General features: G+C 41.8%; 14 protein-coding genes. 10 read left to right on the top strand and 4 right to left on the bottom strand.

Annotated features, from left to right (window positions below; translation table 11 throughout):
• Positions 1 to 182: 182 nt before the first annotated feature.
• From BLR27_RS07185 to BLR27_RS07225, 9 genes are read left to right on the top strand one after another with little or no spacing between them, the layout of a single operon-like run.
• Positions 183 to 539, top strand: coding sequence for a four helix bundle protein (locus BLR27_RS07185; RefSeq protein ID WP_090702758.1), 357 nt, complete (start codon positions 183 to 185; stop codon positions 537 to 539).
• A 43-nt stretch (positions 540 to 582) separates the two neighbouring features.
• Complete coding sequence (locus tag BLR27_RS07190; protein WP_090702762.1) at positions 583 to 1713, top strand: aspartate aminotransferase family protein; 1131 nt, start codon at positions 583 to 585, stop codon at positions 1711 to 1713.
• Positions 1714 to 1741: 28 nt separating this feature from the next.
• Positions 1742 to 2704 (top strand): Rossmann-fold NAD(P)-binding domain-containing protein, encoded by a 963-nt coding sequence (locus BLR27_RS07195; protein WP_090702765.1) that lies wholly within the window; start codon positions 1742 to 1744, stop codon positions 2702 to 2704.
• Positions 2701 to 3522: an acetylglutamate kinase gene (gene argB, locus BLR27_RS07200; RefSeq protein ID WP_090702768.1), complete on the top strand. Its 822-nt coding sequence runs from the start codon at positions 2701 to 2703 to the stop codon at positions 3520 to 3522. The genes BLR27_RS07195 and argB overlap by 4 nt, the downstream gene beginning before the upstream one ends.
• 1 nt (position 3523) lies before the next feature.
• Complete coding sequence (proC, locus tag BLR27_RS07205) at positions 3524 to 4339, top strand: pyrroline-5-carboxylate reductase (RefSeq protein ID WP_090702771.1); 816 nt, start codon at positions 3524 to 3526, stop codon at positions 4337 to 4339.
• A gap of 5 nt (positions 4340 to 4344) precedes the next feature.
• Positions 4345 to 5403 (top strand): M20 family metallo-hydrolase, encoded by a 1059-nt coding sequence (locus BLR27_RS07210; protein ID WP_090702774.1) that lies wholly within the window; start codon positions 4345 to 4347, stop codon positions 5401 to 5403.
• Positions 5403 to 5996, top strand: coding sequence for a GNAT family N-acetyltransferase (locus BLR27_RS07215; protein WP_090702776.1), 594 nt, complete (start codon positions 5403 to 5405; stop codon positions 5994 to 5996). The genes BLR27_RS07210 and BLR27_RS07215 overlap by 1 nt, the downstream gene beginning before the upstream one ends.
• Entirely contained in the window at positions 5993 to 7327 is a 1335-nt protein-coding gene (gene argH, locus BLR27_RS07220) for an argininosuccinate lyase (RefSeq protein ID WP_090702780.1), read from the top strand. Before BLR27_RS07215 ends, argH begins: the two co-directional genes overlap by 4 nt.
• A gap of 49 nt (positions 7328 to 7376) precedes the next feature.
• The gene (locus tag BLR27_RS07225) at positions 7377 to 8633 is read left to right on the top strand and encodes a pyridoxal phosphate-dependent aminotransferase (protein ID WP_090702784.1); all 1257 of its coding nucleotides are present in this window, start codon (positions 7377 to 7379) and stop codon (positions 8631 to 8633) included.
• 88 nt (positions 8634 to 8721) lie between these two features.
• On the opposite strand, the gene BLR27_RS07230 is transcribed toward BLR27_RS07225, so the two are convergent.
• A complete protein-coding gene (locus tag BLR27_RS07230; RefSeq protein ID WP_090702788.1) occupies positions 8722 to 10053 on the bottom strand; it encodes a DUF6600 domain-containing protein in 1332 nt (443 codons plus the stop codon).
• A gap of 187 nt (positions 10054 to 10240) precedes the next feature.
• Between BLR27_RS07230 and BLR27_RS07235 the strand changes: the two genes are divergently transcribed.
• Positions 10241 to 10951: an SAM-dependent methyltransferase gene (locus tag BLR27_RS07235; RefSeq protein ID WP_090702791.1), complete on the top strand. Its 711-nt coding sequence runs from the start codon at positions 10241 to 10243 to the stop codon at positions 10949 to 10951.
• A 340-nt stretch (positions 10952 to 11291) separates the two neighbouring features.
• Here BLR27_RS07235 and miaE read toward each other — a convergent pair whose 3' ends face one another.
• The 3 genes from miaE to gmk all read right to left on the bottom strand — a co-directional run bounded on the left by miaE (position 11292) and on the right by gmk (position 13151).
• Positions 11292 to 11894 carry a tRNA-(ms[2]io[6]A)-hydroxylase gene (gene miaE / locus BLR27_RS07240; protein WP_317040454.1) on the bottom strand — a complete coding sequence of 201 codons (603 nt, stop codon included), beginning with the start codon at positions 11892 to 11894 and terminating at the stop codon, positions 11292 to 11294.
• A gap of 51 nt (positions 11895 to 11945) precedes the next feature.
• On the bottom strand, positions 11946 to 12518 hold the full coding sequence (gene nadD / locus BLR27_RS07245) for a nicotinate (nicotinamide) nucleotide adenylyltransferase (protein WP_090702794.1): 573 nt from the start codon (positions 12516 to 12518) through the stop codon (positions 11946 to 11948).
• A gap of 63 nt (positions 12519 to 12581) precedes the next feature.
• Positions 12582 to 13151 carry a guanylate kinase gene (gene gmk / locus BLR27_RS07250; RefSeq protein WP_090702798.1) on the bottom strand — a complete coding sequence of 190 codons (570 nt, stop codon included), beginning with the start codon at positions 13149 to 13151 and terminating at the stop codon, positions 12582 to 12584.
• Positions 13152 to 13175 lie beyond the last annotated feature (24 nt).

A 13175-nucleotide genomic window follows, 5' to 3' on the forward strand; every position in this document is an offset into this window, starting at 1 on the left:
TTAGACAAATGCATTCCATTAAAAATTTTGGCCTTAGATAGATTACCGTACAATAAATGATTTAGATATTCTCAGACGGCGACTATAAATTTACTTAAGTAAATTTTATGAAACCTGATTCAGGAAATGGAACTCAAAATTGTTTCATTGCCTAGGTTTCAAAAGTCCAAAATCAGGGGAAAATGAGAGATTTTAAAAAATTGGCGGTTTGGAGAAAATCGCATGAATTAACATTATTGATTTATCATGATATACTTCCAAAGTTTCCAAAGCATGAGGTTTTTCATCTTGCATCTCACACAAAGAGGGCTGCATACTCTATTCCGATGAATATCGCAGAAGGAACCGGAAAGAATACCGATAAGGATTTTACTGGTTTTTTAGATATAAGCTTAGGTTCTGCACACGAACTGGAATATTGCTGTTTACTGGCAAAGGACCTGGGTTATTTGACGGACGAACAATTTAGTATCGTAAACAGTGAAACCAATCAGGTAAAAGCAATGCTGATTGGTTTAATTAAATCAATAAGGAAATAGTCCGGGCTTTCAGCTTTCGACTTTCCACTTTTAGCTTAAAAAAATGAAATTATTCGACGTATACCCACTTAACCCAATTGAAATTATAAAAGCCAGCGGTAGCAGCGTATGGGATGCTGATGGTAATGAATATTTAGACCTGTATGGAGGTCATGCCGTTATCTCAATCGGACATACGCATCCACATTATGTTAGCAGACTTACGGACCAGCTGAATAAGGTTGCTTTTTATTCCAATTCGGTGATAATTTCTTTGCAGCAGGAGCTTGCAGAGAAGTTGGGTAAATTATCCGGTAAGACTGATTTTCAGCTGTTTTTATGTAATTCAGGTGCTGAAGCGAATGAGAATGCTCTCAAACTTGCTTCTTTTTATAATAACAGAAAGAAGATCATCGCTTTTAAAGGGGCTTTCCACGGTAGAACTTCACTGGCTGTTTCGGTTACGGATAATCCGAAGATCATTGCACCGGTCAACCAAACTGAAAATGTAACTTTTCTTCCTTTGAATGATGAGCAGGCATTGGAAAATGCTTTCAAGGAATTCGGTAATGAGATCTCTTCGGTGATTATTGAAGGTATTCAGGGTGTTGGTGGGATCAGGGAGGCTTCACAAAGCTTCCTTCAGAAGATCAGGACACTTTGTGATCAGTATAATGCAGTTTATATAGCTGATTCTGTGCAATGCGGGTATGGCCGTACCGGTAATTTCTACGCTCATGATTATGCCGGTGTTGAAGCAGATATCTACTCCATGGCAAAAGGAATGGGTAATGGTTTCCCGATAGGGGCAATATCTATCTCTCCGAAGTTCAAACCATGGCATGGAGAGCTGGGAACAACTTTCGGCGGAAATCACCTGGCCTGCGCAGCTGCACTCGCGGTACTTGAAGTTATGGAGCAGGATGATCTGATGAAAAATGCCGAAGAAGTTGGAGCTTATCTGATCTCTGAGCTGAAAAAGTTTGAAAAGATCATCGAAGTTCGTGGCAGGGGATTAATGATCGGTATCGATCTTCCCGAAGAGTATAGCCACGTGAAAAAAGATTTGCTTTTCAAACATCGTATCTTTACGGGAGAGGCAAAACCAAACGTTATCAGGCTCTTGCCGGCATTAAACATAACAAAAGCACATGCTGATCAATTCTTAGAGGCATTAAGGATCGAATTAAACTAATTATTGCCTGCATTTTTGATTTAATATTATGAAATTATTTTCTTCGGTAAACGATATCTCTGACCTGAAAGGTTCTGTTGAACAGGCACTGATCCAGAAGGCAGATCCTTTTGCAAATCAGAGTCTGGGTAAGAATAAAACCCTTGGACTGGTATTTTTGAATCCAAGTTTGCGTACCCGTTTAAGCACGCAAAAGGCAGCTTTGAACCTGGGAATGAATGTCATGGTGATGAATCTTGATAAAGAAGGATGGGCATTGGAGACTGAGGACGGTGTAGTGATGAATGGCACAACGGTAGAACATATCCGGGAAGCAGCAGCCGTAATGGGTCAGTATTGTGATATTCTGGGTTTCCGTTCATTTCCTAAATTGCAGGATCGTGAGGAAGATTATAGCGAAGGTCTGTTCAATAAGTTCGTTAAGTTTAGTGGTGTTCCTGTGATCTCTCTGGAGAGCGCAACCCTGCACCCTTTACAGAGCTTTGCCGATCTGATCACCATCGAAGAAAATAAAAGGACTGCGAAGCCTAAAGTGGTATTAACCTGGGCGCCTCATGTGAAATCTTTGCCCCAGGCTGTTCCTAATTCTTTTTCGGAGTGGATGTGCAGAGCACAGGCTGAGGGAATGCTCGATTTTGTGATCACCCATCCTGAAGGACTTGAACTCGCTGAAAAATTCACTCCCGGAGCTAAAATTGAATATGATCAGGATTCTGCTCTGCAGGGTGCTGACTTTGTTTATGCTAAGAACTGGTCTTCCTACCGTGATTATGGTAAAACTGTTCAGGGTGCAGAATCATGGATGATCACACATAAAAAGCTGGAGCAAACCAAAGTAGCTAAAGTAATGCATTGTCTGCCTGTGCGTCGTGATTTCGAGCTTTCTGCCGAAGTGCTGGATGGTCCGCATTCGCTTGTGATCAAAGAAGCAGCGAACCGGGTATGGTCGGCACAAACGATACTTAAAAATATGCTTGAGGGACTGAAATGAAACCTTTATATGTTATAAAAATTGGCGGAAACGTTATTGATGATCCGGAAAATCTTAAGAGTTTTTTGTCGGACTTCTCTGCATTGAAAGGCGATAAGATTCTGATACATGGTGGTGGTAAAATTGCCACTAAGCTTTCGAGGGACCTGGGTATCAAAGCAAAATTGATCGAAGGGCGCCGGGTAACTGATGGAGAGACCCTGAAGGTTGTAACAATGGTTTATGGCGGATTGATCAATAAAAATATTATTGCAGCACTCCAGAATGATCAATGTAACGCAATCGGACTGACGGGGGCGGATGGAAACTTTATACGTGCAAAAAAGCGTCCCCTGGTAGAGGTTTATTCAGAAGAAAAGGGTGCCAAAATAAATATTGATTATGGTTTTGTAGGTGATCTGGATGATACTTCGGTAGATTCAGAAGCACTCTATAAACTGCTGGAAGCGGGTTTTACCCCTGTTTTTTCTGCGATCACTCATGATGGTAAAGGGCAGCTTCTTAATACCAATGCTGATACAATTGCTTCTGTATTAGCGGTTTCCATGGCAAAGTTCTATGAAACATCACTTATCTATTGTTTCGAAAAGGCAGGTGTGCTTATGGATGTGGAAGATGAAAGCTCCCTGATCAGATCGATAGATCCGCCATACTATCATGAATTGAAGAGGCAGGGAATCATAAACGAAGGCATGATACCCAAGCTGGATAATGCTTTTGAAGCTATTAAACAGGGATTGAAAGAGGTTTGTATTGGAAAATCAGACTCCCTATCCTTATTGAATGAACATAATTTTGGTACCAGGTTAACTAAGTAATATGAGCACATCGAAGAAAACAGCAATTTTAGGAAGCGGTAATATTGGTATGTCACTGGCTAAAGGCCTGGTGAAATCTGATTATTGCCTCCCCGGAGATATTACACTCACACGTCGTAATGTTCAGCATTTAGCGGCACAGGAACAGCAGGGTTTCAAGGTGAGCGATGATAATTTTGCAGCTGTTGCTGATTCCACAGTAGTTATTCTTGCTGTATTACCTCAGCAACTCAATATTTTGCTGGATAAGATCGCAGGGGCTATTGATCCTGCCAGGCATCTGGTGATCTCAGTGATCTCCGGAGTTAGCTGTGCGGATATCCGTGCAAAACTGGGAAACGATGTTCAGGTGGTTCGGGCAATGCCTAATACAGCCATTGCAATCGGTGAGTCAATGACCTGTATCGCATCAGATAATGCAGAGGCTGAAAATATTGCAGAGGTTACAAAAATGTTCAAAACAGTAGGTGAAGTGATCAAGATCAATGAAGACCTGATGACTTCTGCGACTGCTTTATGTGCATGTGGAGTGGCTTTCTTTTTGAGAGCTGTTCGTGCTGCATCGCAGGGAGGTGTGGAAATCGGTTTTCATGCTGATGAAGCACTCAGAATGGCGGCTCAGACTGCCAAAGGAGCAGCTTCTCTGTTGTTGGAGTTGAATAGTCATCCTGAGCAGGAGATCGATAAGGTTACGTCTCCAAAAGGTTGTACCATCGCCGGATTGAACGAAATGGAACACCAGGGCTTTAGTTCATCGATGATTAAAGGAATTAAATTATCGGCACAGAAGGCCGGTGAATTATATACAAAGGAATAATTACCATGCAGAACAAGCTCTTTGATGATAGCCTGGATCTTTTGCAAAATTTGATTAGCCTGCCTTCTATAAGCAAGGAAGAGGCTTTGACGGCTGAGGCAATTGATGTTTTTTTGCAGGACCGGGGAGTTAAAACCCATCGTAAGGAGAATAATATATGGGCATTTAATAAATATTATGACGCCTCAAAGCCAACAATTCTGCTCAATTCGCATCATGATACAGTAAAACCAAATCCAGGTTATACCCGCGACCCTTTTGCTGCGGATATCGAGGATGGAAAACTATTTGGCCTGGGCAGTAATGATGCGGGAGGATGCCTGGTTTCATTGATCGCTGCTTTTCTGCATTTTCATGAGCAGGAAAATTTAAAGTACAACCTATGCCTGGCAGCAACAGCTGAAGAAGAAATTTCTGGCAAGAATGGGATTGAACTGGTCGTTCCTGAACTTGGTCTGTTGGAATTCGCCATTGTTGGCGAGCCTACATTGATGGATCTGGCCATTGCTGAGCGTGGATTGATGGTACTTGACTGTGTTTCTCATGGAAAAGCTGGTCATGCTGCACGCGAAGAAGGCGACAATGCTATTTATAAAGCAATCAAGGACATTGAGTGGTTCAGAACCTATGAGTTTTCTAAAAAATCAAGCTTATTTGGGCCGATAAAAATGAGTGTCACAGTTATTGAAGCAGGCTCACAACATAATGTTGTACCAGCTGTCTGCAAATTTACTGTTGATGTGAGGGTTACCGATGCCTATCGGAATGAAGAGGTGCTGAAAATCATTCGTCAGAATGTGAGCTGTGATGTTAATCCGCGTTCTACCCGCTTAAAATCATCTTCCATTAGTGAAGATCACCCGATCATAAAAGCCGGAATTGCCCTCGGAAGAAAAACCTATGGTTCACCTACCACCAGTGATCAGGCATTACTGGATATCCCATCGCTGAAGATCGGTCCGGGTGATTCGGCAAGGTCGCATATGGCTGATGAGTTCATTTATGTGGATGAAATTGAACAAGGTATTGATCTGTATATCCAATTAATTAGTAAGATTGTGTGATGGCAAAAGATCTGAATGTAAGTTTGGAAAGTGAAAGAGCATTATTGCGACCTCTTACCCTGGAAGATGAACATGCTTTGCAGCAGGTTGCTGCTGACGATTCTCTGTGGATATTTGGGCTTCAGGATCTTTCACAGCCGGGAGAGCTGAATAAATATATCCATGAGGCTATTGCTGATCGTGAGAACGGCACTTCTGCGGTATGGGTCATCATTGATAAAAAGACAAATAAGGTGGCAGGATGTACACGACTGGCAGAGATCTCCTGGAAAGACGAGCGGGGACAGATCGGCTGGACCTGGATAGGCCGTGATTTTCAGGGCAGTGGCCTTAACAAAGAAATGAAGTTCCTGATCCTGACCTACGGTTTCGAAGTTCTGGGACTTAACCGCATAGAATTTAAGGCAGATGAACGTAATCACCAGTCGAGGCAGGCTTTGCTTGGGATTGGTGCAACCCGCGAAGGTGTATTACGGCAGCACATGAAAATTCATAACGGATATATCAGAAACACTGTTTTTTACAGTATTTTGAAGCCCGAATGGGACACCATTAAAGAACAATATTTTACAAATTTCAAAGCGATACTATGAGCAAACTCTGGCAAAAGGAAACAGAAACTGAACGGTCAGTAGAAAAGTTTACAGTTGGTAATGACAGAGAACTGGATAATCAGCTTGCAGCTTTTGATGTTCTGGGATCTTTGGCGCATACCCGTATGCTTGAAAGTATAGGTCTCCTGGATAAGAATGATCTGGATCAGGTTCAGGCTGGCTTAAAGGTTATTTTTAAAGAGATTCAGGAAGGCAAATTCAGCATTGAAGCGGATGTGGAAGATGTGCATTCTCAGGTTGAGCTTTTGCTTACCCGCAGGGTTGGCGATGCAGGAAAAAAGATCCATAGCGGAAGATCACGTAATGATCAGGTTCTTGTAGACCTTAAATTATTTTTCAGGAGTGAGATTCAGGAGATCGTAAAAAATACAGAATCACTTTTTGATCAGCTGATTGATCAGAGTGAAGAACATAAGAACAAGTTGCTTCCTGGTTATACGCATTTGCAGATCGCAATGCCTTCTTCTTTCGGATTATGGTTCGGTGCTTATGCAGAAAGCCTTGCCGATGATATGGAGATGATGCTTGCTGCCTGGAAGGTGTGTAATAAAAATCCATTGGGTTCTGCTGCCGGATATGGGTCATCATTCCCATTGAACCGTACCATGACCACCGAATTATTAGGCTTTGATTCGCTGAATTATAATGTAGTTTATGCGCAAATGGGTCGTGGTAAAACCGAACGGATTCTGGCGCAGGCAATGTCATCAGTGGCAGCTACACTTGCAAAACTGGCAATGGATGCCTGCCTGTTTATCAATCAGAATTTTGCATTTATCAGTTTCCCTGATGAACTGACCACCGGATCGAGCATAATGCCTCACAAGAAAAATCCCGATGTTTTTGAACTGATCCGTGCGAGATGCAACAAGATTCAGGCTTTACCAAATGAGATCGCTCTGATGACCACCAACCTTCCATCTGGTTATCACCGCGACCTGCAATTGCTGAAGGAAAATCTCTTCCCGGCATTCAAGTCATTGAATGAATGTCTGGAAATGACAGCTTTCATGCTTCAGTCAATTCGTATAAAAGAGGATATCCTGAAGGATGAGAAATATGCTTATTTGTTTAGTGTGGATGCGGTGAACGAGGAAGTTCTGAACGGAGTGCCTTTCCGTGAAGCTTACAAAAATGTTGGTGCAGCCATTGCGAAGGGAGAATTTAAAGCACCGGCAAGTGTAAAACACACCCATGAAGGAAGCATTGGGAATTTGTGTAATGAGCAGATCAGCGCCTCTTTTAAAGCTGTGATGACGGGTTTTAATTTTGAAAAAGTTGATAAAGCTGTCAGTGCTTTAATTGCCTGACCATAAAAGAAGAATTTAATTAAAGATCCTAAGAAGATCAAAAGCAGAAATGAATATATCCAGATTAGCCAATACCCTTGAGGGTTCAGAAATTATAAAAATTGCCGGCGAGATCAATGAGCTGAAGCGTAAAGGTGAGCAGATAGCTAACCTCACTATCGGTGATTTTGACTCCAATATTTATCCGATACCTGATGAGTTGAAGGCAGGAATTGTGGAAGCTTATAAAGATAATCAGACTAATTATCCACCTGCAGAAGGAGTAGCTGTGTTACGTGATAATGTTTCGGCATTTTTGAAAGAGCGCTTCGGTCTGGATTATAACAGTAAACAAATTCTGGTTGCCGGTGGTTCTCGTCCACTGATCTATGGCACTTTTATGGCATTAATTGATCCGGGAGATAAAGTGATTTACCCTACTCCATCATGGAATAATAATCATTACTGTCGTTTTACCGGTGCGAAAGAGGTTCCTGTGATTACATCTGCAGGAAATAATTTTATGCCTACGGCTGATGATATTAAGCCGCATTTAAAAGCCGCAACACTGCTTGCATTATGCTCTCCCTTAAATCCAACCGGAACCATGTTTGCAAAGAAGGATCTGGAAGAGATCTGTGACCTGGTAATTGAAGAGAATAAGAGTCGTGCTGCTGATGAAAAACCTTTGTATATTATGTATGATCAGATCTACTCTCTTCTGACCTTTGGAGAGCATTTTCATTATGATCCGGTAAGCCTCAGACCTGAGTTAAAAGACCATGTTATTTATATTGATGGTATTTCTAAATGTCTTGCTGCAACAGGAGTACGTGTTGGATGGGCTTTTGGTCCCGAGCATGTAATAGACAAAATGAAAACTATTGTAGGTCATGTTGGAGCCTGGGCACCAAAGCCAGAACAGGTTGCAACAGCTAAATTTCTGACCCAGCCAGTTGAATTAAACGTCTACCTGACAAATTTCAAAGCAAAGGTTCAAATGAGTTTAGACGCTCTTTATCAGGGAATGATTCAGATGAAGGCTGATGGTTTCGCTGTGGATGCCATTAACCCTATGGGGGCCATTTATCTAACAGTGAAGGTTGATTATATCGGAAAAACTACACCTGAAGGAGAGGTTTTAAAAAATAGTGCGGAAGTGAACTTCTATCTTATCAAAGAGGCCAAAATGGGCATAGTTCCATTTTCAGCATTCGGTACAGACAATAGCGTGAATTGGTTCAGAGCATCTGTTGGTGGTTGTTCTCTTGATGATATCCAGCAAATGATCCCAAGAATGAGATTGGCGCTTAGCAAGTTGAAATAAGGCTAACACAATAATTTCACCCCTTCAGGGTTCTGGTTTTAGCTCTGAAAAGACTGAGCATAAACCCCGAAGGGGTGAAATTATTGTGTTATTGAACTCTTCCTGGTCTGCCTTCGTTTCTGCTGCTTCGTTCACCATTGGAAGGTGAATTTCCCCGACTTGGCTCATCTCTTTGTACTCTGTTATTTTGAGAAGGTGCCTGACGGGATTCCTGACCAGACGACCTTTGTTCTCTCGATGCAGGTGAAGCCTGTGACTCACGCGGAACATTGTTTCTGCTTGGTTCATCCCTTTGCGCTCGGCTATTTTGAGAAGGTGCCTGACGGGATTCCTGACCTGATGACCTTTGTTGTCTTTCAGGAGCCTGAACCTGACGTGGAGCCTGAGCTTGCCCTGTCCTTTCCGGCCTCGATGCAGGTGACGCCTGTGACTCACGCGGAGCTTGTTGCTGACGCTCAGTTATAGATCCGGATTGTCCTCCCTGACGAGTTTGGTTGCCGCGAATATCCTGATTATCATAGGTTCTGTCAGATCGTTGTGAAGATGCCGGAATCTGCCTTGCAGTTGGCCTGACAGCACCCTGATCGTTTGGCCTTTCATTGATTGAACCTCCATCTCTGCCAGCGGTTGCTCCTCTGCCTGCTCCATTATCGGATGGACGCTGGGGCCTCGGACTATTCACTGTGCTTCCGCTACGATCCGGGTTTCTGTTCACTTCCGGCCTGTTATTGCCATTTGCATATCCCTGAGGCCTGTTATTTCTTACCTCATTGATTCTCACCGGCTGGTGCGTTACTCTTCTGATCTCTTCAGCCCTTGGTCCGGTATAATACCTGTTTCTGTTGTAAACATAGGTGTTATTAATGATGACCGTATTATTGTAGATATTTATGTTCCTGCGTCTGTCATAGCTTGGATACCTTGAATAATAAATAGAACGCTGAGGCACGAATACCCAGTAATAATCAGGGATTCTCGGACCAATGTTGATATTAATATTTATTCCGGGTCCCAGTGGTGCCCATCCATAATGGCCTCCTCCACTTCTCCAGCTAACCCATGCAGGCCCCCATTTTGTGTCAGGAATCCATATCCAGCCTCTGCGACTGCTATGGTGCCAGCGTCCATAATGAAATGGTGCCCAGCCCCAATCGTAATCAGATACCCAGGTATTTCCATATCTGGTCATCTCCCAATGTCCATTACTATAATAAGGTCTGAAATCATCCTGATCCACATCCGGTCGCCAAACATATCCATATTGTGGGTCATTGATCCAAACACCATAAGGAGAAAGCTCATCGTAAAAGGTTTCGAGAGAAACATCTTCATACTGAGCTTTAACTTGTGAAGGGAGCATCATGGTCAGTACCAGTAATAAACTGAACAAATATTCCGGGAATTTAATTATCGTTTTCATAGCTCCTAAAATTTAATTTGTGTATTGATATAGGGTAGAGTATAAAATTTTGCCAAAGGTTGTATTGTAATTAATTTATTACGTAATAAAAGATCAAACGGAATGAATGATTGTCTAGTATCCAGTATTTGTAAAGATATAGCACCGTTTTGCATTGATTTTGATTAATTTGTACGAAAAACTATCCATGCTTTCAGGCACTCTATATCTTATTCCCGTTCCATTGGCAGAAAATGCATCTGCAAAATCATTTACGCCATACCTTGTCGATACCATTAATCACATTAATGAGTATATCGTTGAGAACAGTAAAACTGCACGCAGATTCCTCAAGGAGGCTGGTTTAAAAACCCCACAGAGTGAGCTAATTATACATGATTATGGCAAACATAACAGGGATGGTAATATAAACGAATTCTTTCAAGGCTTATTATCGGGTAAAGATGTTGGCCTGATGAGTGAAGCCGGTTGTCCGGGAGTTGCCGATCCGGGAGCAGAAATTGTAGCCTTAGCACATGCAAAAGGGATAAAAGTAGTTCCATTGGTCGGCCCAAGTTCGATATTGCTGGCTTTGATGGCTTCCGGTTTTAGCGGACAGAGTTTTACGTTTCATGGTTATCTGCCTATTGATAAGCTGCAGCGGGCAAATAAAGTGAAGGAATTGGAAGCTGTGGCAGAACGCCATAGCCAGACACAGATGTTCATTGAAACACCATTCCGTAATGATTCGATGCTGGAAGAGGTCTTGAAGAGTTGTAAGCCCGAAACAAGATTATGTATTGCCTGCGATCTGACATCAGAAGATGAATTCATTCAGACAAAAAGTATTAAGGAATGGAAACTGAAGGTCCCGCAATTACATAAACGGCCTGCTATATTTCTATTGTTTAAGAAATAGTTAAGAAGAGTAATTCGTGCTTAGTTGTTTGATTGTTCGATTTGATGACAACATTAACGTCATCTCGAACACGTTAAAAGTATGTTTCCCTTTAAAAAACTTTGAATCGTGGAGAGATCTGCTGATGAAATCTCTGTTTTACTCAACAGATTCCTTTTCGTTCCTCATTCGGAATGACGTCCATTTTAACGTCTTTTCAATCACCTGCGCTAAGTTTTAATTTAACGGTACTGTTGAGAGGTGGAGAAATCTGTTGGTCATAAACTGCTTTTATTGAACAGATATCTCTTCGTACCTCATCGAGATGACGAGTTGGTTATGAGTAGATTATACCCAATTATCAACCATGTATCGTCTCCGATTTTCCGTAATTCTGTATCACCTTTGCTTCATACTCCAGAAATTCTTTCCAGCGTTTTTCTACATCGATGCCATCTGCATATTTACGTGCCAGTCCGATGAACATCGTATAATGCCCCGCTTCACTAACCATCAGCTCATAATAGAACTTCGAAAGCTCTTCATCATTGATATGTTCAGACATAACTTTGAATCGTTCGCAGCTTCGTGCTTCGATCATGGCAGAGAATAAGAGCCGGTCGATCAATTGTTCATGCCTGCTTCCGCCTTTGATCACAAATTGCAGGAGTTCATTCACATAATGGTCCTTACGTTCCCTGCCGAGCACGAAGCCCCTGGCCAGGATCAAATCATGTACCCTTTTAAAATGATCCATTTCTTCCTGCACCAGCATAGCCATTTCCTGTACCAGGTCAGAAAGATTTGGATTTTGAACGATCAGAGTAATGGCATTGCTTGCGGCCTTCTGCTCGCAGAATGCATGATCTGTCAGGATCTCCTCAATATTGCTTTCAACTACATTCTTAACCCAAAGCGGGTCGGTGGGAAGTTTTAGCTTAAGTATGGTTTTTTCGTTACTCACAATGATATTTTTAACTTTTCAACGTATTAATTGCTGGGATAATTTAGATTATTACCGGTATAAATTTTTGCCATCAATGAATTTAAGCACCTTATCAGGTACAAAATATTGCACATTATTCCCTTCCTTAACTGCTTTCCGTATAAATGTGGCCGACAATTCCATGAGAGGAGTTTCAGTGATAGTTATTGACTGATGGTCTTTGAATTCTTGTATTTCAAACCCGGGCCTTGGATAAATATGAATATGATAATCGCGGAGTATCAGTTCATAATTTTTCCATTTTTTTAGCGAAGCCAGATTGTCTGATCCCATGATCAGGCTGAACTCATGCTCCGGATATTTTTCGTGCAGATAGGTCAGGGTATCAATGGTATAGGAGGGCTGCGGAAGTTTTAGCTCCACATCGCTTACTCTAATATTTATCGCATCCTCTGTCGCAAGTTTTGCCATTTCCAGACGATCATACATATTGATCAGGTCACTCTTCTCTTTCAGTGGATTATGAGGTGAAACGACCAGCCAAACTTGCTGAAGATCGGTGTAATTGGCCATATAATTGGCTATGATCAGATGACCAATATGAATGGGGTTAAACGAGCCGAAGAATAATCCTATTTTCATACACCTGAAGATATGAGATGGGAGATATGAGATTTGAGATAGGGTAATCTTGACATTCTATTTTTATTTTTGAAAAAGAAATTCTGTAACCAGCTTTTCGGCCTCTTTGCAGGCTGTTTCCAGCTCGTAATTTTTCAATATCACATCAAACTGATCAGAATATTTAAGTTCTTTATCAGCTTTTTTAATTCGTTCAGCCAATTTCTCAGGAAGATCAGTACCGCGCCCGGTGAGCCTTTCAATTAAAACTTCCAGTGATGGTGGTTGAACAAATACAGCAAGTGCACTTTCACCATATTTTTTCTTAAGATGAAGTCCGCCGATCACGTCAATATCAAATATCACATGTTTTCCTTCAGCCCAGATCCGCTCTATCTCAGCACGCAGTGTTCCATAAAAAGTGCCTGTATATACCTCTTCAAACTCAACAAATTCTTTCTGTGCGATCTTATGAAGGAAACTTTCCTGGCTGATGAAATAATAGTCCTTCCCATTAACCTCATCTCCCCGCTGCTCCCTTGTTGTAGCCGATATCGAAAAAGAAAGAGCAGGTATTTTCTTTAATAAATGATGTACAATCGTGGTTTTACCTGCACCGGAAGGTGCTGAAAATATGATGAGTTTACCGTTCACTTGAGTTTTAAGTAATAAGTTTTA

The sequence above is a fragment of the Daejeonella rubra genome (assembly GCF_900103545.1).
GTDB lineage: Bacteria > Bacteroidota > Bacteroidia > Sphingobacteriales > Sphingobacteriaceae > Daejeonella > Daejeonella rubra.

Coding starts and splice junctions, on each gene's coding strand:
- BLR27_RS07215 (WP_090702776.1), top strand. CDS start 5,403: ATGGCAAAAGATCTGAATGTAAGTTTGGAAAGTGAAAGAGCATTATTG.
- BLR27_RS07225 (WP_090702784.1), top strand. CDS start 7,377: ATGAATATATCCAGATTAGCCAATACCCTTGAGGGTTCAGAAATTATA.
- BLR27_RS07210 (WP_090702774.1), top strand. CDS start 4,345: ATGCAGAACAAGCTCTTTGATGATAGCCTGGATCTTTTGCAAAATTTG.
- BLR27_RS07235 (WP_090702791.1), top strand. CDS start 10,241: ATGCTTTCAGGCACTCTATATCTTATTCCCGTTCCATTGGCAGAAAAT.
- nadD (WP_090702794.1), bottom strand. CDS start 12,518: ATGAAAATAGGATTATTCTTCGGCTCGTTTAACCCCATTCATATTGGT.
- proC (WP_090702771.1), top strand. CDS start 3,524: ATGAGCACATCGAAGAAAACAGCAATTTTAGGAAGCGGTAATATTGGT.
- argH (WP_090702780.1), top strand. CDS start 5,993: ATGAGCAAACTCTGGCAAAAGGAAACAGAAACTGAACGGTCAGTAGAA.
- BLR27_RS07185 (WP_090702758.1), top strand. CDS start 183: ATGAGAGATTTTAAAAAATTGGCGGTTTGGAGAAAATCGCATGAATTA.
- argB (WP_090702768.1), top strand. CDS start 2,701: ATGAAACCTTTATATGTTATAAAAATTGGCGGAAACGTTATTGATGAT.
- BLR27_RS07195 (WP_090702765.1), top strand. CDS start 1,742: ATGAAATTATTTTCTTCGGTAAACGATATCTCTGACCTGAAAGGTTCT.
- BLR27_RS07230 (WP_090702788.1), bottom strand. CDS start 10,053: ATGAAAACGATAATTAAATTCCCGGAATATTTGTTCAGTTTATTACTG.
- BLR27_RS07190 (WP_090702762.1), top strand. CDS start 583: ATGAAATTATTCGACGTATACCCACTTAACCCAATTGAAATTATAAAA.